The organism is Calidithermus chliarophilus DSM 9957 (assembly GCF_000430045.1).
Taxonomy (GTDB): Bacteria; Deinococcota; Deinococci; order Deinococcales; family Thermaceae; genus Calidithermus; species Calidithermus chliarophilus.
Genome location: NZ_KE387027.1, coordinates 207432 through 222692, shown reverse-complemented (window position 1 = coordinate 222692; position 15261 = coordinate 207432). Strand labels below are relative to the sequence as shown.

General features: G+C 70.3%; 15 protein-coding genes. 13 read left to right on the top strand and 2 right to left on the bottom strand.

The window, feature by feature from the left end; all coding sequences use genetic code 11:
- Window positions 1–38 precede the first annotated feature (38 nt).
- Entirely contained in the window at window positions 39–506 is a 468-nt protein-coding gene (locus MEICH_RS0118090; protein ID WP_027883192.1) for a DUF411 domain-containing protein, read from the bottom strand.
- 206 nt (window positions 507–712) lie between these two features.
- Here MEICH_RS0118090 and MEICH_RS0118085 point away from each other — a divergent pair, with 206 nt between their 5' ends.
- The 13 genes from MEICH_RS0118085 (at window position 713) to MEICH_RS0118025 (ending at window position 13685) form a co-directional block, all read left to right on the top strand.
- Window positions 713–1093, top strand: coding sequence for a four-helix bundle copper-binding protein (locus MEICH_RS0118085; protein WP_218916434.1), 381 nt, complete (start codon window positions 713–715; stop codon window positions 1091–1093).
- Between the two features lie 89 nt (window positions 1094–1182).
- The gene (locus MEICH_RS0118080; RefSeq protein WP_027893757.1) at window positions 1183–2730 is read left to right on the top strand and encodes a multicopper oxidase family protein; all 1548 of its coding nucleotides are present in this window, start codon (window positions 1183–1185) and stop codon (window positions 2728–2730) included.
- A gap of 29 nt (window positions 2731–2759) precedes the next feature.
- On the top strand, window positions 2760–3362 hold the full coding sequence (locus tag MEICH_RS0118075; protein WP_027893756.1) for a QcrA and Rieske domain-containing protein: 603 nt from the start codon (window positions 2760–2762) through the stop codon (window positions 3360–3362).
- A 36-nt stretch (window positions 3363–3398) separates the two neighbouring features.
- Window positions 3399–4742 (top strand): phenylacetate--CoA ligase family protein, encoded by a 1344-nt coding sequence (locus MEICH_RS0118070; protein WP_027893755.1) that lies wholly within the window; start codon window positions 3399–3401, stop codon window positions 4740–4742.
- A gap of 170 nt (window positions 4743–4912) precedes the next feature.
- A complete protein-coding gene (locus MEICH_RS0118065; RefSeq protein WP_027893754.1) occupies window positions 4913–5161 on the top strand; it encodes a hypothetical protein in 249 nt (82 codons plus the stop codon).
- Window positions 5162–5170: 9 nt separating this feature from the next.
- Window positions 5171–5350: a hypothetical protein gene (locus tag MEICH_RS0118060; protein WP_027893753.1), complete on the top strand. Its 180-nt coding sequence runs from the start codon at window positions 5171–5173 to the stop codon at window positions 5348–5350.
- A 161-nt stretch (window positions 5351–5511) separates the two neighbouring features.
- Complete coding sequence (locus tag MEICH_RS0118055; protein WP_084542416.1) at window positions 5512–6723, top strand: MFS transporter; 1212 nt, start codon at window positions 5512–5514, stop codon at window positions 6721–6723.
- Window positions 6724–6735: 12 nt separating this feature from the next.
- The gene (locus tag MEICH_RS0118050; protein WP_027893751.1) at window positions 6736–9138 is read left to right on the top strand and encodes a copper-translocating P-type ATPase; all 2403 of its coding nucleotides are present in this window, start codon (window positions 6736–6738) and stop codon (window positions 9136–9138) included.
- Between the two features lie 37 nt (window positions 9139–9175).
- Window positions 9176–9742: a DUF305 domain-containing protein gene (locus MEICH_RS0118045; protein ID WP_027893750.1), complete on the top strand. Its 567-nt coding sequence runs from the start codon at window positions 9176–9178 to the stop codon at window positions 9740–9742.
- A 113-nt stretch (window positions 9743–9855) separates the two neighbouring features.
- Complete coding sequence (locus tag MEICH_RS0118040; RefSeq protein ID WP_027893749.1) at window positions 9856–10059, top strand: CopZ family metallochaperone; 204 nt, start codon at window positions 9856–9858, stop codon at window positions 10057–10059.
- A gap of 304 nt (window positions 10060–10363) precedes the next feature.
- A complete protein-coding gene (locus MEICH_RS0118035) occupies window positions 10364–12217 on the top strand; it encodes a protein kinase domain-containing protein (protein WP_036219686.1) in 1854 nt (617 codons plus the stop codon).
- Window positions 12218–12528: 311 nt separating this feature from the next.
- On the top strand, window positions 12529–12996 hold the full coding sequence (gene sixA, locus MEICH_RS0118030; RefSeq protein WP_027893747.1) for a phosphohistidine phosphatase SixA: 468 nt from the start codon (window positions 12529–12531) through the stop codon (window positions 12994–12996).
- A complete protein-coding gene (locus MEICH_RS0118025) occupies window positions 12993–13685 on the top strand; it encodes a CHAD domain-containing protein (RefSeq protein ID WP_027893746.1) in 693 nt (230 codons plus the stop codon). Before sixA ends, MEICH_RS0118025 begins: the two co-directional genes overlap by 4 nt.
- 228 nt (window positions 13686–13913) lie before the next feature.
- Here MEICH_RS0118025 and MEICH_RS0118020 read toward each other — a convergent pair whose 3' ends face one another.
- Window positions 13914–14990, bottom strand: a complete 1077-nt coding sequence (locus tag MEICH_RS0118020) for a bifunctional 3-deoxy-7-phosphoheptulonate synthase/chorismate mutase (RefSeq protein ID WP_027893745.1) — start codon at window positions 14988–14990, stop codon at window positions 13914–13916.
- Window positions 14991–15261 lie beyond the last annotated feature (271 nt).

Genomic DNA, 15261 nt, shown 5'->3' with positions numbered 1-15261 from the left:
TTCCTCGCGCTGCGCCTGATCCGGTGGGAAGGGGCGCCCTAAAGCGTCACGAAGGGCTCGAGCCGCCCTTTGACGAGGGCCAGCACCCGGTAAGGCTGGGTCTTGGGGCCGGGCATCCCCGGCGTGCCCGAGGGCATGCCCGGCAGGGCGATCCCGTCGATCCTGGGCCGCTCGCGCAGCAGCTTCTGGAGGGCGGCCAGCGGGACGTGCCCCTCCACCGTGTAGCCCGCGAGGCGCATGGTGTGGCAGCTCTGGGCCTCGGGCGGGATCCCGTAGCGGCGCTTGAGGGGGCTGAGGTCGTCCTGCAGCACCACCTTCACCAGGGCGCCCTGCGCCTGGAGGAACTTCACGTACTCCCCGCAGCAGCCGCAGGTGGGCGACTTGTAGAGGGTGGCCTCGAGGCCCTTCAGGGCACTCCCCTGCTGCGCCAGGGCTCCGCCGGCCAGGCCCAGGGCGAGGCCGCCGAGCATCTTCAGCGCTCGTCTTCGGTCGGGTTGATGGGTCATAAGCTTCCTCTCCGACAGAGGCTAATGCCTTGGTGTTAAGCCTTTGTAAACCCGGTAGTTTCAGCCGGCACTCAAGGCAACTTCAGGCGGGGGGGCTAAAGTTGAACCTCCTTCGACCCGCCGGCTCGAGCTTTAACTCTGCCTCTCGTCGTCCGGAATTGCCAGCAGGATCAGGGCCGAAAGGCCGAATTTCAGGAGGTCCAGCCATGCAGCACAGCAGCCAGCACCACACCCACGGCACCACCGGCATGAGCCCCGCCATGCAGGCTTGCATCGAGGCCTGCGGGCAGTGCCACGACGTATGCCTCACCACCGTTCAACACTGCCTGCAGCACGGCGGCCAGCACGTCGAGCCCGCCCACATGACCATTATGATGGACTGTGTACAGATTTGCGAGACAGCCAAGGACTTCATGCTGCGGGGCTCGCGGCTCCACGCCCAGGTCTGCCGGGCCTGTGCCGAGGTCTGCGAGGCGTGCGCCCAGAGCTGCGAGGCCATCGATGACCCCGACGGCACGATGAGGGCCTGTGCCGACGCCTGCCGCCGCTGCGCCCAGGAGTGCCGCCGCATGGCCCAGGCCGCCTGATGCCCGCCCCCTCGAGCCCCCGGCCACGGCCGGGGGTTGCCCTTTGCACAGGCTTAACACTCCACGCGCAGGCTAAAGCAGGAGGCGTTATGAACCGACGCGAACTGTTGAAGTACGGAGCCCTGGGCCTGGCGAGCAGCTACGGGCTCTCGAGGCTCCCCGCCTTTGCTCAAAGCCCCTTTCCCCAGCCCCGCACGCTCGAGGTGCTCCGGGCCGATGGCGTGGTGGAGGCCCAGATCACCGCCCGGCAGAGCAACCTGACCCTGAGCGGCAAGCCCGCCCGGCTGATGACCTACGGCGGCTTCCCCGGCCCTACCCTGCGGGTGCGCGAGGGCGAGACGGTGCGGCTGAACTTCACCAACAACCTTCCCGAGGCCACCAACCTGCACCTGCACGGCTTGCACGTGCCCGCCAGCGTGGACGACCCGCTGGCCCTGGTCCAGCCCGGCGAGAGCCGCCTTTATGAGTTCACGATCCCCAAGGGCTCGGCGGGGACTTACTGGTACCACCCCCACGTCCACGGCCGGGTGGCCCCACAGCTCTACGCGGGGCTGGCGGGCCTGCTGGTGGTGGAGGGGCCGCTCGACGCCCTGCCCGAGTTGAAGGGGGCCGAGGAACACTTCTTGGTGCTCAAGGACTGGGCTTTCTCCGGCGACCGGATCCCGGCCTGGACACAAATGGACTGGATGAACGGCCGGGAGGGCAACCTGCTCACCGTCAACGCCGCCGTGCGCCCGACCCTGCGTGCTCAGAAAGCCACCCTGCGCCTGCGGCTCCTGAACGCCAGCAACGCCCGCTACTACCGGCTGGCGTTGGAAAACCATCCCCTCTACCTCATCGCCACCGACGGCGGCTTCCTCGAGAAGCCCGTCGAGCTCACCGAGCTCCTGCTGGCCCCCGGCGAGCGGGCCGAGGTGCTCGTGCGCCTGAGCCGGCCCGGCAACTACCGGCTGCAGGCCCTCCCCTACGACCGCGGCGCGATGATGATGCACGGCGGCATGAACGGCATGATGGGCGACCAGGGCATGGGCCAGGGGATGGGCCAAGGGATGGGGATGATGGACCACGGCGGCATGGGCCAAGGGATGGGGATGATGGACCACGGCGGCATGGGGGGCATGGGCGACACGGGGATGATGGGCTCCATGATGGGCATGGGAGCCACCCGCCTCGAGACCCTGCTCACCGTCGTGGCCCCGGCCAGCCCCAAGCCCCTGCCCCTGCCCGCCTCGCTGGCCCCCGTCGAACGGCTCGAGCCCGCCAGGGCCGCCGCCACCCGCCGCCTGGTACTGGGCGAGCGCATGATGCAGGCCGAGTTCTTCATCAACGACCGGATGTTTGACCCCGGCCGGGTGGACGTCCGGGCCAAGCTGGGGACGCTCGAGGTCTGGGAGCTCGTCAACAAGACCGACATGGACCACCCCTTCCACCTGCACACCTACCCCTTCCAGGTGCTCTCGCGGGGCGGCAAGCCGGCGCCCTACCGGGCCTGGAAGGACACCGTGAACCTGCGCAAGAACGAGACCGTACGGATCGCGGTGCCCCTGCGCGACTTCAGCGGGGTCACCGTCTACCACTGCCACCTCGTCGAGCACGAGGACCGGGGGATGATGGGGGTGCTCGAGGTCCGGCCTTAGCCCCCCTTCCCCGGCAGCGGAGGTGAGCCATGGAATCCTCGAAAAAAGCCCAGCACGTCCAGCGGCGCGCCGTGCTCCGCGCGGCGGTCGGGGTCGGCGCCGGGGTGGCCCTCGCCTCGGCGCTGTACGCGGGGAGGGGGCTCATCCCCGTGAAGACCCTGACCCCCCAGACCCAACCCCTCGAGGCGGGGGACCGCTTCGTCCGGGCCACCGGGAGCGGCAAGGGGGCCGTGATCACCCCTTCAGACCTCCCCCTCGGCGGCCCGCCCGTCCTGGCCTACCCGCTCGACCCCGCCACCGGGGTGGTCAAGGACGGCGAGGCCAAGAACGCGGTCCTCCTCCTGCGCTTCCGGCCCGAGGAACTCGACGAGGCCAGCCGGAGCCACGCGGCCGAGGGGGCCGTCGCCTATTCGGCCGTCTGCACCCACCTGGGCTGCGTCGTGAGCCAGTGGGTCGCGGCGCGGCAGGTGCTGCTGTGCCCCTGCCACGGCGGGCAGTACGACCCCCGGCAGCAGGCCAGAGTGGTCGCGCTCCCCCCGCCCCGGCCCCTGCCCCAGCTACCCCTGCGGTCGGAGGGGGGGCTGCTGGTCGCCGCGGGCGACTTCCTCGGGACGGTCGGGCCGGAGGTGTAGGCCGGCCCTCCGCCTGCAGGGTTGCAAAGGTGCCCCATGAACGCCTCGCTGCTTGTCCGGGTGCTGCTCGAGCGCTGGCGGCTGCGGCAACACGACCGTTGGAGCCGCGAGCGCCTCCTGGCCCACCAGGCGCAGGGCCTCGAGGCCCTGCGCCGCCACGCCTACGCGCGTTCGCCCTTCTACCAGTGGTTCCACCGGGGCCTCGAGGCCCGCCCGCTGCCCGAGCTCCCCGTACTCACCAAGGCGCTGCTGATGGAGCGCTTCGACGAGCTCGTGACCGACCCGGCCGTGCGCCTGGAGGAGGTGGAGGCCCACCTGAAGACCCTCCGGGGCGACGAGCGTTTCCTGGGGCGCTACCGGGTCTGTGCCACTTCGGGGAGCACCGGCCGGCGGGGGATTTTCCTCTTCGGCGAGGAGGAGTGGGCCACGGTGCTGGCTTCCTATGCCCGCGTCTACGCCTGGGGCGGGGTCAGGGTGGGGCTCGGCAAGCGCAGCAAGATCGCGGTGGTGAGCACCACCACCCCTTTCCACCAGTCCGCGCGGGTGGGCTCGAGCGTGCAAAGCCCCTTCGTACCCGCTCTGCGGCTCGACGCCACCGATCCCCTGCCCCAGAACGTCGAGCGGCTCAACCGCTTCCAGCCCGAGGCCCTCGTCGCCTACGCCTCGATGGGGCGGGCCCTGGCGGTGGAGCAGCTCGAGGGCCGCCTCCGCATCGCCCCCAAAGCCGTGTTCTGCGCCTCGGAGGTGCTCACCGACGAAGCCCGCAGGCTGATCGCCCGGGCCTGGGGCCGCCAGCCTTTCGACGTCTACGGGGCCACCGAGGCCGCCACCATCGCCGCCGAGTGCGAGCACCACGACGGGCTGCACCTGTTCGAGGACCTGGTGATCACCGAGGTGGTGGACGAGCGCTACCGGCCTGTCCCCCCCGGCGAGTACGGCGACAAGGTGCTGGTGACGGTGCTCTTCAGCCGCACCCAGCCGCTGATCCGCTACGAGATGAGCGACCGCGTTCGCCTCGGCGAGCGGCCGTGCCCCTCGGGCTGGCCCTACCGGCTGGTGGACGGCATCCAGGGGCGGCTCGAGGACGTCCTGCGCCTGCCGGGCCGGGAGGGGGGCACCGTCGCCGTTCACCCCAACGTCTTCCACGACGTGATCGACCTGGCGCCCGCCGCAGGCTGGCAGGTGGTGTACGCGCCGGGCCGGTTGCAGGTGCTGCTGGCAGGCCGGCCCGACCCGGCGCTCGAGCAGGCCCTGCCGGGAGCACTGGCCCAAGCGCTCCTCGCACAGGGGGCAGCGCCCGTACCCGTCGAGGTGCGCTGGGTGGAGGCGCTCCCCAAGAACGCGCTGGGCAAGACCCCGCTCATCCGGCAGGAAGGGTGAGGCCTTCCCCGGCCCGCACCGCGCCCGCCACGGGCAGGCTGTCGAGGGAGGCGCGGGGAGGGGCGCTCGAGGGGCGTGTGGGCTCGTCGGCCAGGGCGAGGCCGCTGAAGGCCATCCCGAAAGGGCTCGCTGTCAAGCTCCCGGCCCGCGCGGGGCTGTAGTGTAGGCGTATGGAAGCGGCCAACCCGTCCCTGGGCCAGTACGTCGCCAGCCTCAAGACCAGCAAGGACAAGGTGCGCGACCGCGCGGCCTTCCTCGAGCGCTGCGCGCGCAAGTACCAGACCCCCAGCCTCGCCGGCTTCCCGATGGTGGGGCTGGGCGGCAGTTGCGGCAAGCCCGCCTTCCTCCTGCCCTTCGTCACCCGCTTCGACCTGGACAAGGTGCGGGCGCTCGAGGCGTGGTTTCGCCGGACGAAGTGAGGGGTGGCTGTGGCCGAGCGCTTCGGCATGTACGTGGAGTACGGGGCCTATCCCCACCTCAAACTGCCCGACGACACCGAGATCGCCGCCGTGCAGGACTGGACCAACGCCACGCTGGTCTTTTTGCGGCCCTCCTACGAGAACAAGGAAGCGCTGATCGAGGCCATCGCGCAGGCCCTGAAGCCCTAGCCCATAGCTGCGCGGCCCGGGTTGTAGGGGCTTAGGGTCCTACAGCCCGGGTTACGGCCTCGAGCGGGCTCCCCCGGCCGGCCACCGGTTGACTTTTGGCGTGGGCGGGTCTAAGGTTAGGCATATCCCACCCCAGGTGGGGTGGGATAGGAGGAAGGGTCATGAACGTTCGGACGGGGTCGTTGGCCGCGAAATTCGGGGTCGCCGGGGGTGGGCTAGCCCTCCTCCTGACTGTAGCCCACCTGTTTAATGACGCCCTCTCGAGCATGCTATCGGCGCTTTTGCCCACCCTGCAGGAGCGCTTCGGCCTCACCGAGAGCTGGCTGGCCTTCCTGGTCGCCACCTTCGCCTTCAGCTCATCCGTCACCCAGCCCCTGTTCGGGGCGCTGTCCGACCGCTTCGGCCGCCGGGCGCTGGCCGCCTTCGGCCTGGTGCTCTCGGTGAGCCTGCTGAGCCTGATGGCCGTGGCCCCGAGCGTCTGGACGCTGCTGGGCCTGCTGCTGGTGGGCGGGCTGGGGTCGGCGGCGTTCCACCCCTCGGGCACCAGCATCGCCCGCTCGAGCAGTGTGAACAAGGAGCTGGCGGTGAGCCTCTTCAGCGCCGGGGGTATGCTGGGGCTGGCGATGGGGCCGGTGCTCGTGCTGATCGTGGCCTCCGGCCTGGGCCTGGGCTACACCCCCTGGCTGATGGTCCCGGGGATCGTGCTGGGGATCCTGATCAACCTGATCGCCCCGGCGCGGGCCCACGCGCCTGAACCCGCCCGCCGCCCGCTCGAAGGCGGCCGGCTGTTGCGCGGGCCGGTGGGGCGCCTGGTGCTGGTGGGCACCCTGCTGGAGGTGGCCTTCACGACCTTCACCAGCGCTTTCCCGCTGTGGCTGGTCGCCGAGCGCGGCCTGGCCCGCGACAGCACCCTCCTCGGCTGGACGCTGACGGTGTTCTTCCTGGCGGCGGCCCTGGGCGGGGTCACGGGGAGCCTCCTGAGCCAGCGCTGGGGGCGCTCGAGGGTCGTCACCCTCAGCCTGCTCGCCGCGCCCCTGCCCCTCTTCGCCACCTTCGCGGCGGCGCCCGGCTCGGCGGCCTTCTTCGGCTGGGTGCTCCTGGCCGGGCTCCTGACCAACATGGCTTTCCCGCTGCTCATCGTCAGCGCCCAGGACCTGGCGCCCCGCTCGGAGGCCACCGCCTCCGGAATGCTGATGGGCCTCACGGTGGGCCTGGCGGGCCTGCTCTACGTAGGCGTGGGGCGCCTGCAAGAGGTCGTCGGGATGGCCCCGGCGATGGCCCTGAGCTACCTCGCCCTTCTGCCCGCCGCCCTGCTGGCCCGCGCGGCGGTGGACGGCCACCCGGCCCCGTCGGGCGGAGCAAAGACCCTATAGGAGGTACAGGCTATGTCGAAGGCGGCAACCCACCACGGCGCTCACCCACACGGATCGGTCCTCGAGGTCGCCCTCAGGAATTGCCACGACGGCTCGGAGTACGCCGACCTCGAGCGGCAGTTCGCCCGGCTGGAAGGCGTTCAGCAGGTCCACCTCGACCGCACCCGGGGCGTCGCCCACCTCGCCTACGACCCCGCGGTGACGAGCGCCCAGCGGCTCGAGGCCGAGATCGAGCAAAGGGGCTACGCCTGCGACTGCGCCGACTGCGCCCCCTCCGAGGCCCAGCCCGGGCACCCCAGCGTGGGCTCGGAGGGCCACGACCACGCCCACCACGGCCACGCCGCCCGTCCGGCCCCGGCCCCAGCCCACGACCACGCCGCCGTGCGGCACCAGGAGCACGCGGGCCACGAGGGGCACGACGAGCACGCCGGGCACGGGGCCGCGATGGTGAACGACATGCTGCGGCGCTTCGTGGTGTCGCTGCTGCTGACCCTGCCCGTCGTGATCTTCTCGCCCATCGGCGGGGCGCTGGGCTTCCCCGACATGCCGCCCTTCGGCCTTTCGATGGGGCTGTGGGGCTTCCTGCTGGCGACCCCGGTGGTGTGGTGGGGGGGCTGGCCCTTCATCAGTGCGGCCTGGCGGGCTTTGCTGCGGGGCGAGGCCAACATGATGACCCTCATCGCCACGGGCATCTTGGTGTCCTACACCTACTCGCTGGGGGCTACCTTCCTCTTCGAGGGCGAGGTGTTCTTCGAAGCGGCGGCCATGCTCACCACCTTCAGCCTGGCGGGGCACTGGCTCGAGATGCGCTCGCGCTTCGCCACCGGGCGGGCGGTGGAGGCCCTGCTCAAGCTGGCCCCCGCGACGGCCCGGGTCCGGCGGAACGGGCAGGAGGTGGAGGTGGCGCTCGAGCAGGTGGTGGTGGGCGACGAGGTCGTGGTCAGGCCCGGCGACCGGGTGCCGGTGGACGGGGTGGTGATCTCGGGGCAGAGCTACGTGGATGAGAGCATGATCACCGGCGAGCCGATCCCCGCCGCCAAGACCCCCGGCGCGAAGGTGGTCGGGGGGACGGTGAACCAGACCGGGGCCTTCACCTTCAAGGCCACGGCGGTGGGCGCCGACACCGCGCTCTCGCGCATCGTGCAGATGGTGCGCAACGCCCAGGCCTCCAAGGCCCCGGCGCAGCGCCTGGCCGACCTGGCCGGGAAGTACCTGGTGTTCATCGCGCTGGGCTCGGGCGTGCTCACCTTCCTCTTCTGGTACCTCCTGGGGGCGCAGGGGCTGGTCTTCGCCCTCACCGTGGCGGTCTCGGCGGTGGTGATCGCCTGCCCCGACGCGCTGGCCCTGGCGACGCCGACCGCGATCACCGTGGGGGTGGGGGTGGCGGCCCGGGAGGGCGTGCTGTTCAAGAACGCGACCGCGCTCGAGGCCACCGCCGCCCTCGACACCGTGGTCTTCGACAAGACCGGCACCCTCACCGAGGGCAAGCCCGCGGTGACCGACCTCGAGCCCATCGCCCCCTTCACCCCCGAAGAGTTGCTCGCCCTCGCCGCCTCCGCCGACCAGCCCTCGCAGCACCCCCTGGCCGAGGCCATCGTGCGGGCGGCCGAGGAGCGTGGCGTGGGCGTGCAACCCCCCGACGCCTTCGATTCTGTCCCCGGGCACGGTGTGGTGGCCCAGGTTAAGGGGCGCACGGTGCTCATCGGCAACCGGAGGCTCATGGACCGGGAAGGCGTCGAGGTGGGCCAACTGGAAGAACGGGTGTCCCGGCTGGCCGCCGAGGGCAAGACCGCCATGTACGTGGCGGTGGACGGCCAGCCCGCAGGGGTGGTCGCGGTGGCCGACGTGGTCCGTGAGTCCGCCCGGAAAGCGGTCGGGACCCTGCACGCGCTCGGTATCCAGACCGCGATGCTCACCGGCGACAACCGCCGCACCGCCGAGGCCGTAGCCCGCCAGCTCGGCATGGACACGGTGATCGCCGAGGTCCTGCCCGAGGACAAGGCGGCTAAGGTGAGGGAACTCCAGGCCCAGGGGCGTAAGGTGGCGATGGTCGGGGACGGCGTGAACGACGCGCCCGCCCTGGCCGAGGCCGAGGTGGGCGTCGCCATCGGGGCCGGCACCGACGTGGCCGTGGAGACCGCCGACGTGGTGCTGGTGAAGAACAACCCCGCCGACGTGGCCCGCAGCATCACCCTGGCCCGCAAGGTGCGCGGCAAGATCAAGCAGAACCTCTTCTGGGCGGCCATCTACAACGTGCTCGCCATCCCCGTCGCGGCGGGGGCGCTCTACAACGGCTACGGCATCCTGCTGCGGCCCGAGTGGGCGGCGCTGCTGATGAGCGCCTCGACCGTGATCGTGACGGTGAACGCGCTGCTGCTGGGGGTGGGGTCGCGGCGGCGCTTTACACGGGCTTAACACAAGTCCCCCACTATCTTGCACGGAGGTAGGAGAGATGATTCGAACGATCGTGGCACTTACACTCGCGCTCGGCTTAGCCCTGGCCCAGACCGACCATTCGCAGCACGGCGGGATGCCGATGAAGAGCATGGGGGCGCTCGAGCGCCTCTTTGGCAAGGACTTCGACGTCGCCTACATGTCCATGATGATCGACCACCACAAGGGCGCGGTGGAGATGGCCCAGGCGGCGCTCAAGGTCGCGAAGGACGCCCGCGTCCGCAAGGCGGCCCAGGACATCATCGCCGTGCAGAACAAGGAGATCGGCCAGCTCACCGCCTGGCTCAAGGGCTGGTACGGGGTGGCGCCCTCCCGGATGTACATGGACATGATGCGCGGCGACATGAAGACCATGATGGACGCCGCCATGACCGGCATGAAGGGCAAAAGCCCCGACCGGGCCTTCCTCGAGAACATGATCCCCCACCACCAGGACGCCATCAACATGTCCGAGCTCGCCCTGAAGAAGGCCAACAAGCCCGAGCTCAAGAAGTTCGCCCAGGAGGTCATCACCGTCCAGAGCCGCGAGATCAAGCAGTACCGGGAGTGGCTCGCGACGCTCTGACCCGCAATCCCCTCAGCTTACCCCACCCCTCCCCGGGTGGGGTTGACTTTATCGCCCGCCAGGTCTAAGCTGGTCCCGTACCCCTCCCCTAAAGGGGTGGGCGGAGGCAAACGATGATCACGGAACTCAAGGTTGAAGGCATGAGCTGCGGCCACTGCAAGATGAGCGTCGAGAAGGCCCTCAAGAGCGTGCGGGGCGTGGAGAAGGTGGAGGTCTTCCTGCGGGAGGGCAAGGCGGTCGTCGAGGGCAGCGCCCCCGCAGACCAACTCATCGCCGCGGTGCAGGAAGAAGGCTACAGCGCGTCGGTCCGGCAGTAACCTGGGCCGATGATCGAACACTATGTGCCTCGAGGGCATCCTCGACGTCGATAGTCGATAGCTGATAGCTGATAGCCGATAGCCCATAGCCGAACGCTAAACGCCGGGCGCGGGTCGTACGTCCTACGTCGTACGCGAGACGCTAAACGCTAAACGCCTTTTCTTCACCCCCCTTAGCAAGGGGGGCCGGGGGGATACCCCCTCCCCGCGTGCGGGGAGGGCCGGGGAGGGGTAGCCACAAGCCACGGGCCACGAGCCTCCCGCTTTTTGCTGACAGCTTAAAGCCCCGCACTCACCGCTCCCCATGGGATATATTGCCCCTGTGAAGCTGGCAGGCCGTTACAAGCTCGAGGCCCCCCTGGGGGAGGGGGGGATGGCCGAGGTGTGGCGGGCTACCGACGAGCGGGTAGGGCGGCAGGTGGCGGTGAAGATGCTGCACGCCTACGTGCACCCTGCCGAGCGGCAGCGCTTCTTCCAGGAGGCCAAGGCGCTTTCCAAGCTGGCCCACCCGGGCGTGGTGCAGGTCTACGACCTGGGGCAGGAGGAGGGCCGCACCTTCTTCGTGATGGAGCTGGTGCAGGGGGGCACCTTCGACCAGTTGGGGCCCTTCGAGGACGGGCTCGAGGGGCTGCGGCTGCTCGAGAGCGCCGAGCGGGTGCTCGAGGCCCTCGCCCACCTGCACGAGCGGGGGGTGATCCACCGCGACCTCACCCCGCGCAACATCCTGCTCACCGCCGAGGGCCACCCCAAGGTGATGGACTTCGGCCTCGCCTACCTCATCCAGGAGAGCCGCCACCTCACCCGCACCGGCTACACCCTGGGCACCCCGCAGTACATGGCCCCCGAGCAGGCCAAGGGGCTGCCGCTGAGCCCCAAGGCCGACCTCTACAGCTTCGGCGCGGTGCTCTACCGCACCCTCAGCGGCAAGCCGCCCTTCGAGGGCGAGAACGACCAGTCAGTGCTGTACCAGCACGTCTACGAGAACCCCAAGCCGCTGCTCGAGGTCAACCCGGCCGTGCCCCCGGCCGTCTCGGGGCTCACCCAGAGCCTGCTGCACAAGGAGGCGGGCTCCCGCCCCTCGGCGGCGGCGGCGGCGCACACGCTGGGCGAGCTGCTGCGCGACTACCGCGAGCACCTCAGCGCCACGCCCCGGGGCGGCAACAGCCGCAGCGGCTGCTACCCGGGCGGCCCGGCGGAGCCGGCGCGGCTCGAGATCGCCGGGACCTGCGACCTGGGCGGGGAGGTGGCCTGGCCGGGCGAACTGGTGGCCTGGGAGGGCCGGCTGTGGGTGGGCTCCGGGCGCGGGGTCGCCCGCTTCGAGCTGGCCGACCAGCGGGTGCAGCGCTTCCCCCTGGGCGACGAGGTGAGCGCCCCCCCGGCCTTCGGCAACGGGCGGGTCTACGCCGGGGCCTGGGACGGCAAGCTGAGCGCCCTCGAGCTCTCCGGCCGCGTGGCCTGGACCTTCCCCACCCGCGCCGAGATCACCGCCGCCCCCCTGATCCTGGGCGAGCGCATCTACCTGGCCGGGCGCGACGGCTTCTTGCACTGCATCGACGAGAAAGGCAGCCTGGTGTGGGCCTTCCAGGCCGGGGGGCACCTCTCGGCCTCCCCCACCCTCTACCGCGGGCTGCTCTTCGCCGCCGCCGAGGACGGCTGGCTCTACGCCCTCGACCCCCTCAGCGGCCACCTGCGCTACAAGGTCGAGACCGGCCCGGTCCACGCCAGCCTGGCCGCCGGTCACGGGGTGCTGCTGATCCCCACCTGGGCCGGCGAGGTCCACGCCTTCGACCCCTTAGCCCGCGAGGTGCTGTGGAGCTTCGAGCTCGAGGGCGAGGTCTGGGGCCCGCCCGCCCTCGACGCCCAGCGGGCCTACCTCAGCAGTTGGGGCGGCAGGCTCATCGCCGTGGACCTCAAGAGCGGCGACGAGCGCTGGAGCTACCCCGCCGGCAAGATCACCGGCGGCCTCTCGCTGGCCGGTCGCCACGTCTTCGCCGCCACCGAGGAGGGCCGGGTGCTCGCCCTCGAGGCCACCACCGGCCGCCTGATCTTCGAAGTCAGCGGCCTGGGCCCCGTACAGGCCCCTCCCCTCCCCTACCGGCGCTCACTGTTCGTGGCGAACCTGGCGGGGAAGCTGTACCGGTTTACGGAGAACTGGTGAGGAGGGGTAAGCAGTAAGCTGTCAGCTTTCAGCCGTCAGCTCGTGGTTACCCCGCCCCGTCCCTCCCCGCACGCGGGGAGGGGGTATCCCCCGACATCGCGGGGGGCGTCAACGAGTCGTCCCTCACCCGCGGGCGGGGAGGGTTTATCCCCCCCGACCCCCCTTGTTAAGGGGGGTAAACAAAGGGCGTTTTGCGTTTTGCGTACGGCGTACGCCGTACGACCCGCAGTACGACCCGCGCCCGGCATTTAGCGTCTGGCTATGGGCTATCAGCTATTGGCTATCGACCATCGACCACCGACAATCAAACCATGAACCTCTTCCTGGTACGCCACGCCATCGCCGCCGACGCGCTGCCCGGCCAGGACGACGACGCCCGGCCCCTCACGCCTGAGGGTATCGAGCGCTTCGGGCGCATGGTCAGGGCCCTGGAAAAGCTGGGCGTCGGCTTCGACCGCATCTACTTCAGCCCCAAGCTGCGGGCGGTGCAGACCGCCGACCTGCTGATGCCGCTGCTCGAGGGCGAGGCCGAGGTGACGCCCTACCTGGCCGAGCCGCCCTCGAGCGCCCTGCTCGAGCAGCTCCGGGGCGAGTCGGTGGCGCTGGTGGGGCACGAGCCCTGGATGGGCGAGCTGTGCGCGTGGCTGGTGACGGGCGAGCGGTGGGGGGAGCACTTCCCCTTCAAGAAGGGCGGCGTGGCCCACCTCGAGGGCCGCCCCGAGCCCGGTGGGATGCGCCTGCTGGCCTTTTTGCCCCCGGCCATCGGGAGAAAGCTGTGATCGACCCCCGGCCCTGGCTCGAGCACCTGCGCCGCCACCTGCCCATCGCCCGCGAGGGCTCCGACCCCGAGGGCGTGCACCAGGCGCGGGTGGCGGCCCGCCGCCTGCGGGTGTGGCTCGAGCTGGCCGGGATGCGGGCGCTCGATCACGACCTCGCCTGGCTGGTGCGGGGCGCGGGCCGGGTGCGCGACCTCGAGGTGTTGCTGAGCAGCCCGCAGCCCAAAGCCTTCGCAGCCTGGCTCGAGCGGGAGCTGCAAGAGGCCCGGGCCGCCCTGCTGCCCATGCTCGGCTCCCCGCGCACGGCCGCCCTCCTGCGGGCCCTGTCGGCCCTGCCCCCTGTCCCTATCCCCGAGGCCGAAGCCCGCCTCCCCCGCCTCGAGCGGCGGCTCCGGCGCAAGGCTGCCCTCTGGGCCCGGGAGGACACCCTCGAGGCCCTCCACGCCGTACGCAAGGCCCTGCGCCGCCTGCGCTACGCCCGGGAGTGGCTCGAGCACGACACCGGCGACCTCAAACAGCTTCAGGACGCCCTCGGCCGCGTCGGGGACCTGGGCTTCACACTGGCCTACCTCGAGCGCTTCGCACAGCAAGGCGGGAAGGTAAGCCCGGCGCATAGGAGGCGGCTCGAGGGAGACTTGCAGCGGGCGCTCGAGGGGGCCAGGGAGGGGTGGGGGGAGGCCGGTGGTTGGTAGCCGAACGCCCAATGCTCAACGCCGATAGCCGGGCGCGGGTCGTACGTCCCACGTCCTACGCCGTACGCAAGACGCAAAACGCAAGACGCGAAACGCGAAACGCCTTGTCACCCCCCTTAGCAAGGGGGGCCGGGGGGATACCCCCTCCCCGCGGGCGGGGAGGGAAGGGGTGGGGTTTCCACGAGCCTTCTGCTGACGGCTGACGGCTGATCGCTGACGGCTTCGAATCTACTGCGCCACCGGCTGCGGCATCAGGTCGCGGATCGCGGCGAGGAATTGGTCGAACTGGGCGAAGTCGAGTTGTTGTTCGTTGTCGGAGAGGGCGACCTTGGGGTTGGGGTGGACTTCGACGTGGACCCCGTCGAGCCCGGCGGCCAGGGCGGCGCGGGCCAGCGGGGCCAGCAGGTCGCGGCGGCCGGCGGCGTGGGTCACGTCCACGATCACCGGCAGGTGGGTTTCCTGCTTGGCGAGGACGGCGGCGGAGAGGTCGAGGGTGTTGCGGGTCCACTTCTCGTAGGTGCGGATGCCGCGCTCGCACAGGATCACCTGGCCGTTGCCCTGCGAGAGGATGTACTCGGCGGCGTAGAACCACTCCTCGATGGTCTGGGCGAAGCCGCGCTTGAGCAGCACCGGCTTGTTGGCCTTGCCCACCTCCTTGAGCAAGGAGAAGTTGTGGGCGTTGCGGGTGCCCACCTGGAGGATGTCGGCGTAGCGGGCCACGAGCTCCACGTCACGGGTGTCCATCACCTCGGTCACGAAGACCATGCCGCCCGCGTCGGCGGCTTTGCGGCCGAGCTCGAGCCCCGGCTCGCCCAGGCCCTGGAAACCGTAGGGCGAGGTGCGGGGCTTGAAGGCCCCTCCGCGCAGCACCCTGACGCCGCGCTCGGCCAGGAAGCGGGCCGTGGACATCATCTGCTCCTCCGTCTCGATGGAGCAAGGCCCGGCGATGATCTGCTTGCCCTGCCCGAACACCACGTCGCCCACCCGCACGGTGGTGTCGTCGGGCTTGACCTTGCGCGAGTAGAGGAACTTCTGCTTGTCCTGGCGCTCCTCGAGGTCGAGTGAGGCCTTGAAGATCTCCTTGAACAGCCGGCGGATGGTGTCGGAGGGGAAGGGGCCGGGGTTCTCGGCGCTGAGGTAGGCCAGCATCTCCTCCTCGCGCTTGGGGTCGTAGTGGTCGATGCCCAGCTCCGTCTGCACGCGCCCGATCTCGCTGACGATGCGGCCGCGTTCGGAGAGCAGGGCCAGCAATTGCCGGTTGATGCGGTCCACTTCCTTGCGGAGGTCCTGAATGCGCTGGTCCATAGCCCAGATGGTATACCAAGGCGGGGGTGGGGGTCGATAGTGGAGGGTCGGTAGCCGATGGCTAATAGCCGATAGCTAAAAGCGGAACGCCCCTTCTTATACCAGATTCGGTCAGTTCGTCCCCGAATGGGGACGAACTGACCCGACCGAAGGGATACGCTTTCTTCGCCGACCGTCAGGGAGGGGTGTGCTCTAGGATTCAAAAAGATAGCCTCTGAAGGTCTTTGGTTTGCATGATTATCTTTTTGAATCCGGTATTACCCCCCTTAGC